We start from the raw sequence: 13,838 nt of genomic DNA on the forward strand, positions 1-13,838 counted from the left end.
GCGGTAACATAGACCAGAACCATTCGCAGCGGTCACTTCCGCTGCCGCAATCCTTGAACCCTAGGGGAGAACATGCTGTTCCAGCAGATCGCCATGACCGCAGCCGCTGAGGCCGAAGAACACGAACTTGCTCCGCTCTGGGCCGAGCCGTGGGTCTTCGGTGTGGTCATTTTCGCCATCCTGCTGGTGATGATGTTCATCACGCTCTCCTACACCAATCTGGGCAACCGCCACGAGGTCACCGAGGAGCACGCCGACCCGCACCGCCAGCACCCGAACAAGCACGATCACGGGCAGGGCCACTAACATTTCGCGCGCTCTGCACCGTCAAGGTGCCAACGGCCGGCTGCGGGTAGGCGTGATGGGCGGGACGTTCGATCCCATCCATCACGGCCACCTCGTGGCTGCCAGCGAAGTTGCCGCCGAGTTCGAACTGGACGAGGTGATTTTTGTCCCCACAGGTCAGCCGTGGCAGAAGTCCCACAAACAGGTCAGCGAAGCGGAACACCGGTACCTCATGACGGTGATCGCCACTGCCTCGAACCCGCGGTTCACCGTCAGCCGCGTGGACGTGGAACGGCCTGGCCCGACCTACACCATCGATACGCTCCGCGACCTGCGCGCCCAGCGCCCCGAGGCGGACCTCTTCTTTATCACCGGCGCGGATGCCCTGGCCCAGATCCTGTCCTGGAAGGATATTGACGAACTCTGGTCGCTTGCGCACTTTGTTGGTGTCACCCGGCCGGGGCACGTCCTGGACGGCATGGGCCGGGACGACGTCAGCCTGCTCGAAGTGCCGGCTATGGCCATCTCCTCGACGGATTGCCGCAGCCGCGTGGCAGCGAACAACCCGGTCTGGTACCTGGTACCGGACGGCGTGGTGCAATACATCGCCAAATACGGCCTCTACGCGGACGTCCCGCCTGCCGGGACGGACGCCGCGGCCGGTGCACGTGAACCAGCAAGTACTGAATGAGTCCTCAATGAGTCACGAACAGCCCCCCATCCGCAGCCGCAGGGAACTCCGGAAGGCCCGCGACGCACAGCAGGCGGCCGCCGCCGGAAATACCGCGCACGACGACGGCCAGGCGACTGCCGCGTCCGGTGAACCTTCCGCTTCGGGGCCTGCCCTTGCGGCCACGCCTGCTTCGTCCGGTCGTTCCGGTCCGGACGGCGCGCCTCCTTCTGCTCCGGCAGCCGAAGTTTCCGCCGCGCCCCGGCAGGCGTCGACGGAACGGTCCTCACAGGTCCGCGCCCGCGACCGCGCTGCCCTCCGTGCCATCAAGGAGATGGAGCAGAAGGAAAACCAGCTTTCTGCCGGTGGCCCGGTGACCCGGCGCCAGCTCCGGCTCCAGCAGCTTAAGGAACAGGCCCTGACCGGGCTGAACCCGGTCGTCCCCCCGGCGCAGATGGACGCTCCGGCGGCGGCGGAAGGCAATGGACCCACACGACCCGGCGCCCCTGGGAACCCGAAGCCGAACAATCCGGCGCACCCCAGGGCTGCCGGCGACGGACCGCAGCCGGGACCTGCAAGCGGGCATGGACTGCCAGCCATGACCGTGGAGCAGGCACTCGCGGCGCGTTCCCTCATCGCTGAGCAGGCGCGCAACCAGATCGCCAAGATGGAGCACATAGTTTCGCTGGATCCCGAAGCTGTTGACCCGGAGATCCTTGCCGAACAGATCGCCCTGGCCGAGCGTGCGGCCGTGCTGAACCGCCGGGCCATGGCAAGGCAGAAGCTGGCTGAGCAGGCGTCCGCCCCGCCGGCCCGGGACAGTGCAGCGAAAGAACGTCAGGCACCCTCCACCGCCACCAACCTGGCCATGGTCACGCCGCTGGAGTTCGTCCAGGTTCCCGGCGTGGATCGCCCCGTGATGAAGGCTCCGGCCACGTCCTACGTGCCGGTCACAACCCATCAGGGCACCAAGATCCCGGCGCGTGAAAGCGGCGCCGCGGCGACCGCGGACCGCACCCAAGGACCAAACGCTCCACAGGGTCCTTCGGGTCAGGTTCCGGACGGCTCCGGATCCAAGCGATCACACGTTATTGCCCGTGCCGAGGCAGCGGCCCGGGCCGCCGGGGGAGCTGGGGGAGTGCTGGAAGCCCAGCCTGTCCAGCACCGACAGGCGCAACGCCGGGCGGCACAGGAAGGGCCGGCAACAGCGCCGCAGTCCGCGCCGCAGGAGACGCGTGTGCCAGCACAACGGCCCCTACCGCAGCCGCCCGCCGAACCATTGGCGGACGACCTCTTCGAAGACCTTCCCCGTGTTCCGGCGGCATCGGCCCATGGCCTGGAACCGCTGGACGCTGCCACGGCAGGCCTCGCCCGGGCTAACCGAAACCGGATGCTGCAGATCTTCGTCCTGGCGCTGGGCATCGTGGCGCTTATCGCCGGGATCATCCTCATCATTAGCGGATTCTCCGGCTAGCAGTCCGGCCGCGCCAACAGCATTTTCAAACCTACAAGGAGTCCCGTGACTGCATCAGAATCATCCATCATCACAGCCCGCGCTGCCGCCAAGGCCGCTGCGGACAAGCTCGCCCAGGACGTGGTGGGCCTGGACGTCAGCGAGCGTCTCGCCTTGGCTGACGTCTTCCTTATCGCCTCGGCACCCAGCGAGCGCCAGGTCAACGCGATCGTCGACGGCATTGAGGAAGAACTGGCCAAGCTGGACCTCCGGCCTGTCCGCCGCGAGGGCCGCTCCGGCGGACGCTGGGTCCTGCTCGACTACTCCGACATCGTGATCCATGTGCAGCACGAAGAGGACCGCGTCTTCTACGCCCTGGAGCGGCTCTGGAAGGACTGCCCCGTGGTGGATCTGGGGCTCGGAGACGACGCTTCCGCCAAGGCCGGCGCGGCCGCCGAAGGCGAGTAAGGTTCACCCCAAAAAGCCGAATATGCCCGATTTGGAATTTTCGGAATTGCTGTTCTAAGATATTTGAGTTGCTCCGGGGAGACCCGGAAAAACGCTCCCGGAGCGGCAATAGTTCGGGGCTGTGGCGCAGCTGGTAGCGCACCTGCATGGCATGCAGGGGGTCAGGGGTTCGAGTCCCCTCAGCTCCACCAAATAATCCGCCGGAACCATGTGGTTCCGGCGGATTTTTTTGCTCTTTTCGTTGCCTTGCCGGGCCCTGCCTGGCGCCGCGCGGGCCATTACACCTGGAGAGGCGGCCGACCGACCGAGCGGTTTCCGGCAGTCCAGAGGCCCGATTGGCGTCACCAGCGAAAGTGCATTAAGCTGGTCAGGTTGCTCCGGGGGAAACCAGCGGAACAGCAAATCCGGGGCTGTGGCGCAGCTGGTAGCGCACCTGCATGGCATGCAGGGGGTCAGGGGTTCGAGTCCCCTCAGCTCCACGGATATGAGAAACACCCCGGTCTTCGGACCGGGGTGTTTTTCTTTACCTGGGTTTCCCTCCCGGAGTCAGCTGCAGAGCCGCCGAGTCAGAGCCGCGGATCTCTTTCACAGCCAGCCTGTCCGGCGCAGGGGAGGTTCCTTGCCGCCGGGGCGCTGGACCAACACTTGGTTGACGCCTGTCAGCCCGTTCTCGAAGCCCACGGCACTGGAAGCCATATACAGACGCCACACCCTGGCCCGCCCGCTGCCGGCAAGCCGCACGGCGTCGTCCCAGTTCTCCTCCAGCCGCCGAACCCACGCCCGCAGGGTCAGGGCATAGTGCCTGCGGAGGGCCTCCACGTCCAGTACTTCGAAGCGGGCCTCTTCCAGCGCCGTCACCATCTCGCCCAGGCTGATCATTTCGCCGTCGGGAAACACGTAGCGGGGAATAAACGAATCCGGGTCCGGGCTGGTGGGGCCGGCATTCCACGAGATGGCGTGGTTAAGCAGCCTGCCGCCCGGTTTCAGCAGCGCATACAGGGCAGCCGCATAGCGGGGGGTCTGTTCCCGGCCAACGTGCTCGGACATCCCGATGGAACTGATGGCATCGAACGGCCCGTCCGTGACATCACGGTAGTCCTGAACCCGGATTTCCACCTTGCCGGAAAGTCCCGCATCAGCCACCCGCTGCCGGGCCAGTTCGGCCTGTTCCGACGAGAGCGTCACCCCCACCACCGACGCCCCGTACTTCCCCGCGGCATGCAGGGCGAAACTGCCCCAGCCACAGCCCACATCCAGAACCCGCGTCCCTGGCTCCAGGTCCAGCTTGCGGCAGACGAGGTCCAGCTTGGATTCCTGCGCTGCCTCCAGCCCGCCGGGACCTCCGGAGGAACCGTCCGTCCGGCTGCCGGGCTGCCCGTCGTCCGGCCAGACCGCGCACGAGTAGACCATCGATGGGCCCAGCACCAGGGAATAAAACCTGTTGCCCACATCGTAGTGATGGGAGATCGCCGCAGAGTCTCGGCTGCGCGAATGCAGGCGCCCCTTTCGCGCCACTTTCGCTTCTTCCGGGGGCGGAACCGGATTGGGACCGAGTGCCCCGAGCCGGACGGCGGTCCGCAACAGTGCCCAGAGTTCAGGCGGCGTGGGAGGGCGGAACGGGCCCGGCTCGGCGAACTTGCCCGCGGAGCTCAGGGCGGTAAAGGCGGCGAAGATGTCACCGGGCGCATCGATTTCCCCCGCCACATAGGCCCGGCTCAAGCCAAGCTGGCCGGGGGACCACAGCATGCGCCGCAGGGCACGGCGCGAACGGAATTCGATGATGGGCGCTCCCTCGGGGCCGGCTTCCGAACCATCCCACGCCCTCAGCCGCAGGGGTATCGTTTCCGTCCCCAGGACAATGCCAAGGGCTTTACTGAGCTGTCCGGCGGCGCCGTTGCTTCGCGTCATGATGGTCCTCCCGTCCCCGTGTGTGCCCAGACTATGGCCACGGCGCCCCGCAGGGCTATGGCGCGCCGGCCATCATCTGCCGGATCCTCCGTCCCGGTATCATGGGGGAGTGAATCCCACCCCCGCCGACGTCGTAGTCATCGGGGCGGGCCAGGCCGGACTTTCCGCCGCATACCACCTCAAGCGCCGCGGCCTGGACTACGTGGTGCTGGATGCCGAGCAAGGCCCGGGCGGCGCCTGGCGGCACCGGTGGAGGAGCCTGCGAATGGCAACCGTGAACGGCATCAGCGACCTCCCCGGCATCGCTAAACCCTCACCGGACCCGCGGGAACCCAGCTCCGAATTCCTCACCCGGTACTTCAGCGGCTACGAGGAGGAACTCGGCCTCGACGTGCATCGGCCGGTCAAGGTCCGGTCCGTGCACCGGGAAGACGAGGAGCCAGCCGGGCGGCTCCTCGTCAGGACAGACAAAGACGACTGGAGCGCGCGGGCCATCATTAACGCCACCGGCACCTGGACCCGGCCCTTCTGGCCCATTTATCCCGGCCGGGAAACCTTTCGGGGCCGGCAGTTGCATGTGGCCGACTACGTCGCCGCAGATGAATTCGCGGGGCTGCATGTCATTGTGGTGGGCGGCGGCATCTCCGCGGTGGGCCTCCTGGATGAAATCTCCCAGGTGACCACCACAAGCTGGTTCACCCGCCGCGAGCCGGAATGGCGGGACGCAGGGTTCGACTCCCAGGCGGGCCACGACGCCGTCGCGCTCGTGGAAGAGCGCGTCCGCCAGGGCCTGCCGCCGCAAAGCGTGGTCTCGGTGACAGGGCTCGTCTGGACGCCGGCGCTGCGCGCCGCGGCAGCACGCGGGGCGCTGGACCGGCGCCCGATGTTTACGGCCATCGAAGCGGACGGTGTCCGCCTGGCGGATGGAAGCTTCCTGGCGGCCGACGTCATCCTCTGGGCCACCGGCTTCCGGGCCGAACTTGAGCACCTGGCACCGCTGGGGCTCCGTGGTCCCGGCGGCGGTATCGTTATGGACGGTACCCGGGTGGCAGTGGAGCCGCGCGTCCACCTGGTGGGTTACGGCCCGTCGTCGTCCACTATCGGCGCAAACCGGGCAGGACGCGCAGCCGTGACCGCCATCCTCAAACTCCCCGGCATCGAACCCAGCCAGGCTGCGCAGGCATGGGGCTGACGGGTACCGCGCCGCGCGGCGGCAATCAAGAAGACCACCCCACCCCGGAAGGCGGCACCAGCCCCGTGACAGGACCCACCCTTGAGGATGTTTTCCGGATACTGCGCCGCCGGCCGGATGTGGAAGCGCCAAACCTCCAGGCCTGGGACGCCACGGACCGGCTCCTGCTGGAGACAGCCTCGTCCTTTGTCCGGCCCGGCAGTACTGTGGCCGTCATCGGTGACCGCTACGGTGCCCTGACCCTGGGCGCCCGCGCTGTCCTCCAGCCGGGCGCGTTGCGGGTGCACCAGGACCTGATCACGGGGGAGCGCGCGTTGCAGCTTAACGCGGCCGCCCTCGCCTCGCACTACCCTGAAGCGCCGCGCGACCCAGCGAACCCTGACCCGGCGAACCCCGACTCAGCGAACTCTGATTCAGCCAACCCTGACTCAGCGAACTCTGATTCAGCCAACCCTGACTCAGCGCATCATGACAGAGCGCGCGACGACGGCGGCGCACCTTCCGCGCCCGGCTTCCGGCAGTTGCCGCTTGGCCCTGCCCTGCTGGCCGGAGCGGAAACGGTCCTGATGCAGCTGCCCAAAACCCTCGCGGAGCTGGACGAGGCCGCTGCCGCCGTCGCCCGTTACGCCGCCCCGGAGGCAGTGCTGTTGGCCGGCGGCCGGATCAAGCACATGTCCCTGGGCATGAACGCGGTCCTGGCCAAACACTTCGAGGTCGTCCAGCCCCAGCACGCCCGGCAGAAGTCCCGGGTGCTGCTGGCCACCGGCCCCCGGCGGGACGGGGAAGGCAGCCGCTTTCCCGCCGTCGAACACCTCGCGGAACTGGACCTGGAAGTCGCCGCGCATGGGGCGGTCTTTGCCGGGGCAAAGCTGGACATCGGAACCCGGTTCCTGCTCACGCTCCTGCCGGAGATGAAGCCCGCCCGCCATGCCGTGGACCTGGGATGCGGCACCGGTATCCTGGCCGCGATGTATGCCCGCCGGTTTCCTGGGGCCGCCGTGACGGCATCGGACCAGTCCGCTGCCGCGGTGGCTTCCGCGCGCGCCACCGCGGAAGCGAACGGACTGGGGGAGCGCATCAGCGTCCTGCAGGACGACGCCCTCAGCACGCTTCCGGACGGTGCCGCGGATCTGGTCCTCCTGAATCCGCCATTCCACGTAGGCGCGGGGGTGCACGCAGGCGCAGGGCTGAAGCTCATTGCCGCCGCGGGCCGCGTGCTGGAACCGGGAGGCGAGCTATGGACGGTGTTCAACCGCCATCTGCCATACCTGCCGGCACTGGAACGCGAAGTGGGGCCAACGGTGATAAAGGGCCAGAACCCAAAGTTCACAATCACCCTCAGCCGGCGCCGGGCCTGACGGGCAGTTGCCGGCGCGTACATTGACCGCGGCCCGGCGCCTCCCGCCTCCGCCACATCGCCGCGGCGCATGTGCCAGCCCGGGCGTGTACCGTACGATTTCAAGCAGCACCATACCGGGTGGCCGAAGACGTTTAGGGGACGCCGTGACTGAGACCCGCCAATCCGCGCCAAGGCGAGGAACCAACCTGCCCCGGATGGGCGACTTCAACCTCACGGTGATCCTGGACGCCATCCGGCGTGCCGGCGGTGGCCTGAGCCGCGTTGAGCTGGCCCAGATCGTGGGCCTTTCACCGCAGACCATCTCAAACATCTCCCGCAGGCTGCTGGACCAGAACCTCATCGTCGAAGCAGGCAAGGAAGGCAGCGGCCCGGGCAAGCCGCGGACGATCCTCCGGCTCAACCCCGGCGGGATGTATGCGCTCGGCGTGCACCTGGACCCCGCCGTCACTACTCTGGTGGTCCTGGACCTGGTGGGCGCCGTGGTGCAGCACGTACGGATTGAAACTCCCGGCGGCAATGATCCGGCTGCGGTGATCTCCACCATCGCGGCCGGAATCACTGACCTGGTCAACGATTCCGGCGTGGACCGGGGACGCATCGCCGGACTCGGCATTGCGGCCCCCGGCCCCATCGATCCTGAACACGGGACCGTGGTGGACCCGCCGCTGCTGTCGGGCTGGGACCGGGTGGAACTCCGCAATGCGCTGTCCGAAGCCACCGGCTACCCCGTTCTCATGGACAAGGACGTCACCAGTGCGGCCGTGGCCGAGACGTGGGCCGGCGGTCCCAGCGGCGCCGGGAGCTTCGTTTTCATGTACATGGGCACCGGCATCGGCTGCGGGATCGTGCTGAACGATGAAGTGGTCCGGGGTACCTCCGGCAACGCCGGTGAAATCGGACATATCGTGGTGGATCCGGACGGTCCGCTATGCGACTGCGGGCAGCACGGCTGCGTGAAATCCTCCGCGATTCCGCAGGTCCTCGTTGCAGAAGCGGAGGCGGCAGGCATCCTGGCCCGGTCGCGCACCGGCGACAGCGGAGCCGAAATCCAGCAAAGCTTCGGGCAGCTGTGCGACCTCGCCGACGCCGGCGACAAACGCGCTCTGGCCATCATTGACAAGTCCGCAGTCCTGGTGGCACGGGCCGCCTCCGTCGTGGCCAACGCCCTGGACGTGGAGCGGGTCGTCTTCGGCGGCCCGTTCTGGAGCCGGCTCTCCCGCCGCTACCTGGAGCTGGTGCCGGAGATGCTGAACACCAACAGCGCAGCGCGGCTCATCCACCCCATCGAGGTGGTGGGCACCGGAGTGGGCGAGGACGTGGGCGCCATCGGCGCCGCGTCCCTCGTACTGGAAGATGCGCTCGCCCCCCGGGCGCAGCGCCTCCTCCTGGAGTCCTGAACCATGGCCCGCACCACGCGCCGCACGGCGCTGAAGGCAGGGGCGGCCGCGGCCGCAGCACTGATGGGACTCACCGCCTGCTCGCCGGGATCCGACAGCGATTCCGGAACCACCCTCAAGGTCGCCTACCAGAAGACGGATTCCTTCACTGCCCTGGACACCATGTTCCAGTCCGCCAAGAAGGATTTCGAGGCCGCCCACCCGGGTGTCACGGTGGACCTGCAGCCCATCCAGGGCAATGACGAGGACTACGGAACCAAACTGGCACTCGCCCTCCGCTCACCGGCCACGGCCCCGGACGTGTTCTACGAGGACACTTTCAAGGTCCGCTCCGACGTCGACGCCGGCTACCTCCTTAAGCTCGACTCCCACCTGGACCAATGGGAGGGCTGGGACGCCTTCGAGGACGCGGCCAAGGCGGCCGGAAAGGCGGACGACGGCGGCACGTACGCAGTGCCGCTGGGTACCGACACCCGGGTCATCTGGTACAACAAGAAGGTTTTCGCCGCCGCCGGGATCAGTGTCCCGTGGCAGCCGAAGAGCTGGGAGGACATCCTCACGGCCGCGCGCACCATCAAGGCCCAAGGCCCGGACATCATTCCCTTCAACATGTACGCGGGCAAGGGCCCCGGCGAAGGCACTGTCATGCAGGGCTTCTACGAACTTCTGTACGGCACGGGAACCGGGCTCTACGACGACGACACCGGTAAGTGGGTGGTTGGTTCGGCAGGCTTCCAGGATTCCCTGGCGTTCCTGAAGACTCTCTACGACGAGGACCTTGCGGTCAGTCCCGCGGAGGCGCTGGACGGCAACGTGTGGAAGAAGGTCTTTGGCGAGTGGTTCCCGAAGGGCCGCCTGGGCGGGACCGTGGAAGGTTCCTACGCGCCGTCGTTCTGGCAGGAAGGCGGCAGCTACGAATGGCCCGGCTATGCGCAGGACATGGGCGTCGCTCCTTTCCCCACGCGTGACGGCGCAGCCCCGGGTGCGGTGAGCATGTCCGGAGGGTGGACGCTGGCGGTGGGCGCGGGCACCAAGGACCCGGACCTCGCTTTCGAATTCCTCGCCACGGCCCTGAACATGGAGAATTCGCTGGCCTTCACCCTTGCCAGCTCGCAGATTGCGGTCCGCAAGGACGTCGCTGCGCATCCCGATTACCAGGCCGCCAATCCCTTCGTGGGGGACGTATCCGCCGTCGTGCCGGTAACCCGCTACCGTCCTGCCACCTCGGACTATCCCCGGATCTCCGCTGCGGTGCAGGAAGCCACTGAAGCTGTGATCACCGGTGCCCGGACACCGGCAGAGGCTGCGGCCGGCTATGACGCTGCGGTGGAGCAGATCGTCGGCGTCGAAAACATCGTCCGGAAGTAGCTTGTGTCCGCCTCCGCCGGCCCGCGGCAGGGCCTCCGGTATCTTCCGGTCCTGCCCGCCGTCCTGCTCCTGCTGGTTTTCCTTGCCGGTCCCGTCGTCTGGGCCTTCCACGCCTCCTTGACCAATGCCGGACTGACAGGCCGCACCGCCCGCAACCCGCAGTGGATCGGACTGGAGAACTACGCGAGGCTGCTGGGAGATGACGCCTTCCCCCTGTCCCTGCTGGTAACGCTCGTGTTCGTGGCGGGCTCGGCGGTCCTGGGCCAGAACCTGCTGGGGCTGGCCTTGGCTGTCCTGATGCGCCGGGCACGTCCCGCCATTTCCGCGGCGGTGGGCACGGCGGTGGTGGCGGCGTGGGTGCTGCCTGAGATCGTTGCCGCCATTGCCGCCTATGCGTATTTCAGCCGCGACGGCACGCTCAACCAGCTCCTCGGGGGGCTCGGTTTGCAGGGCGCGGACTGGCTTTATTCCTTTCCCCTGGCGGCGGTGATGCTGGCCAATGTGTGGCGGGGAACGGCGTTCTCCATGCTGGTGTACCGCGCGGCGCTGAACGACGTTCCAGTCGAAGTGGTTGAGGCGGCGCAGGTGGACGGGGCCACGGGGTGGCAGCGGCTGGCCTTCATCACCCTGCCCATCATCCGCGGCAGCATCGCCACGAACCTGATGCTGGTCACGCTGCAGACGCTTGCGGTGTTCACGCTCATTTGGGTGATGACGGCCGGGGGCCCAGCGAATGCCAGCGCCACATTGCCGCTGCTGGCGTACGTTGAAGCGTTCCGCTTCGGGGACATCGGCTATGGGACGGCAGTGGCGGTGGTCCTGCTGCTGATCGGAGCCGGATTCGGGGCTGTCTACATCCGGCTGCTGCGCGGAGCCCGGGCATGAAGCGGAAGGACGCCGGCAGAAAGCGGCAGGCCGTCGGCAAAAAGTTGATGGGCAGTGCGCCGGCCGATGCCGCACTCCTGGTGGTGGGCGCCTGCTTCCTGCTGCCGCTCCTGTGGCTGGTGCTGGCCTCCCTCGACACCGGGGCCGGCCACGAAACGCGCCTGCCGGAGCAGCCGGGGCTGGCCAACTTCACCGCTGTCATGACTCCGGAGCTGCTGCTGGGGCCGCTGTGGAACAGCCTGGTGCTTTCAGCCGGTACCGGTGCGGTGACCCTGGCAGCAGCCGTGCTGGCGGCCTATCCGCTGTCCCGCTACCGGTCGCGCTTCAACGGCCCGTTCATGTACGGTGTCCTGTTTGGCACCTGCCTGCCCATCACCGCGATCATGGTTCCGGTTTACGGGTTGTTCGTGCAGCTGGAACTGCTGGACTCCATGCCCGCCACCATCCTGTTCATGGCGGCCACCTCGCTGCCGATGGCCATCTGGATGACCCGGAACTTCATGGATTCCGTGCCGGTCTCCCTGGAGGAAGCAGCCTGGGTGGACGGTGCGTCACGGATGGCGGCGTTGTGGGCCATCGTCCTTCCGCTGATGCGGTCCGGGCTGGGCGTGGTGTTCATCTTCGTGTTCATCCAGGCCTGGGGCAACTTCTTCGTGCCCTTCGTGCTGCTCCTGTCCACGGCGACACAACCGGCGGCCGTCTCGATCTACAGCTTCTTCGGCCAGCACGGAGCGGTGGCCTACGGACAACTGGCCGCCTTCTCGATCCTGTACTCGTCACCTGTGCTGGGCCTGTATGCCATCGTGGCCAAGGGCTCGGGCGGCACCTTTGCCTTGTCCGGTGCTGTGCGCGGGTAGGGCCGGCTCCGCCTGGCTCAGCTCCCGTCCGGCTACGGGGCAGCCGCGCGGAGGTCATCTATCAGGACAGTCAGCGGTGCATTGGTGGCGCTGCCTGAGAGGTACGTCATGATGCCCACGCTGCCAGGCACCTGCAGCACGGCGGTCGAGTCCGTCACGGTGCGCTGCCACATGGCGGGCTCAGCGGTACCCAATTCCCAGACGCGTGCCCGGACGGTGGTGGGGCTCGTGCCCGTAACCTGCAGCCGGATGCCGAGCCGGTCGCCAACTGCATAGTTCAGCCCCGCAACCGTGCCGCCGGTCAATGTGGTTTCGGCGCCGCTGGACGTCGCCCGCACCAGCGAAAGATTCACGCTACCCGTGGATGTCAGCTGCAGTTTGGCACGGTATTCGCCGCTTCCAGGAACTCTCCGGCCGATTACCGAAGTGTAGATTCCGCTGCCGGTCGCGGGCTTATCCGTGGCCAGCACCAGGTACACGTCAGTCGCGGACGAAGAAACAGAACCAAGATAGGCGCTGTTGCCGACTGCGGGGGCGGAGATTCGGATCCGCCCCTCGCCTGCGGAGACGGAATACGCGGAGGAATTGCCGGTGGTTGTCCACGGACCGCCCACGTCTGCGCTGCCCAGCCCGTTGGAGACCGTGCGGTCGAAGGCGTCGGCAGCCAGGACCGCAGTGGTGGCCAGCGAGAGCTGCCGGGTGGTTGAATCAGTGGCACCGTCGTTATCCGTTACCGTCAGTGTGACTGCGTAGGTGCCTGCAGAGGCATAGGTGTGCGACGCCGTCGTTGTGCTTCCCGTCGTCCCGTCGCCGAAATTCCAGGCGTACGACGCTATGCTGCCGTCCGGGTCTGTGGATGCTGAGCCATCAAACGAGCACGATAGGCCATCGCAGCTTTCAGTGAACGAGGCCGTCGGCAGGGCATTCCCTGCGCCCGTTGTTATGCCGAAAGCATCCGCGAAACTGCCGTTTGTGGCCACAAACCGCGCATTGAGAGAGGTTTCCGTGAACTGCAGCTGCAGAAACCCGTGGCTGGGACTGGCATTGAGCGCAGAATAGCTGGCGAAGTAGGGTGCCTCCGGGTCGGCTGTGTTGACGTCCCGCAGCGCAACTCCGCCGGTTCCCACGGTGGCAAAGACAGTACCGGCACCCTTCGACAGCGCATTGTCGGCGTCACGAACGCAGCCCGCCTGGTAGGTGCCCGGAACAACTGCGGTGCAGCCCCCGCCGGTACCAAGCTGCTTGCTTCGCTGGTAGAGGTGTTCATGGCCGTTCAGTACCAGGTCGACTTTCTTGTTGAGGACCAGGTTGGTGACCGCGGACCCGGCCACGCATCCGTACTGGCCTATGGAGAGGCAGGGGGTGTGCATCCCGACGACTACCCACGGAATGGAGGCGGACCGGGCACCGTCGATGGCTGCTGCCGTCCAGTTGTAGCGGACGCTACCCGCAGAGTAGTCCCAAGTGCCCTCGGGAAAGGGTATGCCCGGCGATATCATGATGAACCTGGCCATCGGGTCCTGCTGCGGAACGTCAACGTAGTACTGGCGCCCGTAGGTTCCGACCAGACCGGGCAGCTGGTTCGGCAGGCAGGCCCCAAAATCATTTATATTGCCGTTCTGGCCGTTGCTCTCGTGGTTTCCGGAGACGAGCTCGAAGGGAAAGCCCGCGCCGGTGTTTGCTGTCACCAGGTCACACCAGCTCTGTTCTGCTCCCGTGGTCCCGTAGGACAGGTCGCCCAAGGCAAGGTTGAGATCAGGTTTCACCGCGCCAATGCCCGCCAGGACGCCCGCGGCTGCTGCACTTGCGGAGTAGTCGCCGGCTGCTGTGACGTGAAGCTCACCAGGAGTGGCCGGGATAAGGGCGGCGGGTGCCGCCACCTGCCGGTCCACGACGGCGGACATCCCCGCTTGCGGCTGCCCGCCGGACTGCGGGGGCGGGCCGGGAAGAATCGCCAGGAGCAAAGCCCCCAGGGCAAGTGCGGTTGCGGTCACG

General features: G+C 67.0%; 12 protein-coding genes and 2 tRNA genes. 12 read left to right on the forward strand and 2 right to left on the reverse strand.

Annotation, left to right across the window (positions count from 1 at the left end; all coding sequences use genetic code 11):
- Positions 1 to 72: 72 nt before the first annotated feature.
- From ACFWIX_RS10350 to ACFWIX_RS10375, 6 genes are all read left to right on the forward strand, one after another.
- Positions 73 to 306, forward strand: coding sequence for a hypothetical protein (locus ACFWIX_RS10350; protein WP_377216029.1), 234 nt, complete (start codon positions 73 to 75; stop codon positions 304 to 306).
- Positions 307 to 346: 40 nt separating this feature from the next.
- Positions 347 to 976 (forward strand): nicotinate-nucleotide adenylyltransferase, encoded by a 630-nt coding sequence (gene nadD / locus ACFWIX_RS10355; protein ID WP_377216188.1) that lies wholly within the window; start codon positions 347 to 349, stop codon positions 974 to 976.
- 7 nt (positions 977 to 983) lie between these two features.
- Positions 984 to 2,429 (forward strand): hypothetical protein, encoded by a 1,446-nt coding sequence (locus ACFWIX_RS10360; RefSeq protein ID WP_377216030.1) that lies wholly within the window; start codon positions 984 to 986, stop codon positions 2,427 to 2,429.
- A gap of 45 nt (positions 2,430 to 2,474) precedes the next feature.
- Positions 2,475 to 2,876, forward strand: coding sequence for a ribosome silencing factor (rsfS, locus tag ACFWIX_RS10365; RefSeq protein WP_377216031.1), 402 nt, complete (start codon positions 2,475 to 2,477; stop codon positions 2,874 to 2,876).
- A gap of 115 nt (positions 2,877 to 2,991) precedes the next feature.
- A tRNA-Ala gene (locus ACFWIX_RS10370) sits at positions 2,992 to 3,067 on the forward strand.
- A 215-nt stretch (positions 3,068 to 3,282) separates the two neighbouring features.
- A tRNA-Ala gene (locus tag ACFWIX_RS10375) sits at positions 3,283 to 3,355 on the forward strand.
- 106 nt (positions 3,356 to 3,461) lie between these two features.
- On the opposite strand, the gene ACFWIX_RS10380 is transcribed toward ACFWIX_RS10375, so the two are convergent.
- Entirely contained in the window at positions 3,462 to 4,784 is a 1,323-nt protein-coding gene (locus tag ACFWIX_RS10380; RefSeq protein WP_377216032.1) for a class I SAM-dependent methyltransferase, read from the reverse strand.
- A gap of 109 nt (positions 4,785 to 4,893) precedes the next feature.
- Between ACFWIX_RS10380 and ACFWIX_RS10385 the strand changes: the two genes are divergently transcribed.
- The 6 genes from ACFWIX_RS10385 to ACFWIX_RS10410 all read left to right on the forward strand — a co-directional run bounded on the left by ACFWIX_RS10385 (position 4,894) and on the right by ACFWIX_RS10410 (position 11,843).
- Entirely contained in the window at positions 4,894 to 5,976 is a 1,083-nt protein-coding gene (locus tag ACFWIX_RS10385; protein ID WP_377216033.1) for an FAD-dependent oxidoreductase, read from the forward strand.
- Positions 5,967 to 7,334 carry a class I SAM-dependent methyltransferase gene (locus ACFWIX_RS10390; protein ID WP_377216034.1) on the forward strand — a complete coding sequence of 456 codons (1,368 nt, stop codon included), beginning with the start codon at positions 5,967 to 5,969 and terminating at the stop codon, positions 7,332 to 7,334. The genes ACFWIX_RS10385 and ACFWIX_RS10390 overlap by 10 nt, the downstream gene beginning before the upstream one ends.
- Positions 7,335 to 7,530: 196 nt before the next feature.
- The gene (locus ACFWIX_RS10395; protein WP_377216189.1) at positions 7,531 to 8,733 is read left to right on the forward strand and encodes an ROK family transcriptional regulator; all 1,203 of its coding nucleotides are present in this window, start codon (positions 7,531 to 7,533) and stop codon (positions 8,731 to 8,733) included.
- Between the two features lie 3 nt (positions 8,734 to 8,736).
- Complete coding sequence (locus tag ACFWIX_RS10400; RefSeq protein ID WP_377216035.1) at positions 8,737 to 10,101, forward strand: extracellular solute-binding protein; 1,365 nt, start codon at positions 8,737 to 8,739, stop codon at positions 10,099 to 10,101.
- 3 nt (positions 10,102 to 10,104) lie between these two features.
- On the forward strand, positions 10,105 to 10,986 hold the full coding sequence (locus ACFWIX_RS10405) for a carbohydrate ABC transporter permease (RefSeq protein WP_377216036.1): 882 nt from the start codon (positions 10,105 to 10,107) through the stop codon (positions 10,984 to 10,986).
- Positions 10,987 to 11,033: 47 nt separating this feature from the next.
- Complete coding sequence (locus tag ACFWIX_RS10410; RefSeq protein WP_377216190.1) at positions 11,034 to 11,843, forward strand: carbohydrate ABC transporter permease; 810 nt, start codon at positions 11,034 to 11,036, stop codon at positions 11,841 to 11,843.
- A 32-nt stretch (positions 11,844 to 11,875) separates the two neighbouring features.
- On the opposite strand, the gene ACFWIX_RS10415 is transcribed toward ACFWIX_RS10410, so the two are convergent.
- The gene (locus ACFWIX_RS10415) at positions 11,876 to 13,837 is read right to left on the reverse strand and encodes a PKD domain-containing protein (RefSeq protein WP_377216037.1); all 1,962 of its coding nucleotides are present in this window, start codon (positions 13,835 to 13,837) and stop codon (positions 11,876 to 11,878) included.
- Position 13,838: the final 1 nt, after the last annotated feature.

The sequence above is a fragment of the Pseudarthrobacter sp. NPDC058362 genome, from assembly GCF_042723515.1.
GTDB lineage: Bacteria > Actinomycetota > Actinomycetes > Actinomycetales > Micrococcaceae > Arthrobacter.

Excerpts from the sequence above, each read along its gene's own strand:
- ACFWIX_RS10380 (WP_377216032.1), bottom strand. The coding sequence starts at position 4,784 with ATGACGCGAAGCAACGGCGCCGCCGGACAGCTCAGTAAAGCCCTTGGC.
- ACFWIX_RS10410 (WP_377216190.1), top strand. The coding sequence starts at position 11,034 with ATGGGCAGTGCGCCGGCCGATGCCGCACTCCTGGTGGTGGGCGCCTGC.
- ACFWIX_RS10390 (WP_377216034.1), top strand. The coding sequence starts at position 5,967 with ATGGGGCTGACGGGTACCGCGCCGCGCGGCGGCAATCAAGAAGACCAC.
- ACFWIX_RS10400 (WP_377216035.1), top strand. The coding sequence starts at position 8,737 with ATGGCCCGCACCACGCGCCGCACGGCGCTGAAGGCAGGGGCGGCCGCG.
- ACFWIX_RS10395 (WP_377216189.1), top strand. The coding sequence starts at position 7,531 with ATGGGCGACTTCAACCTCACGGTGATCCTGGACGCCATCCGGCGTGCC.
- ACFWIX_RS10360 (WP_377216030.1), top strand. The coding sequence starts at position 984 with ATGAGTCACGAACAGCCCCCCATCCGCAGCCGCAGGGAACTCCGGAAG.
- ACFWIX_RS10350 (WP_377216029.1), top strand. The coding sequence starts at position 73 with ATGCTGTTCCAGCAGATCGCCATGACCGCAGCCGCTGAGGCCGAAGAA.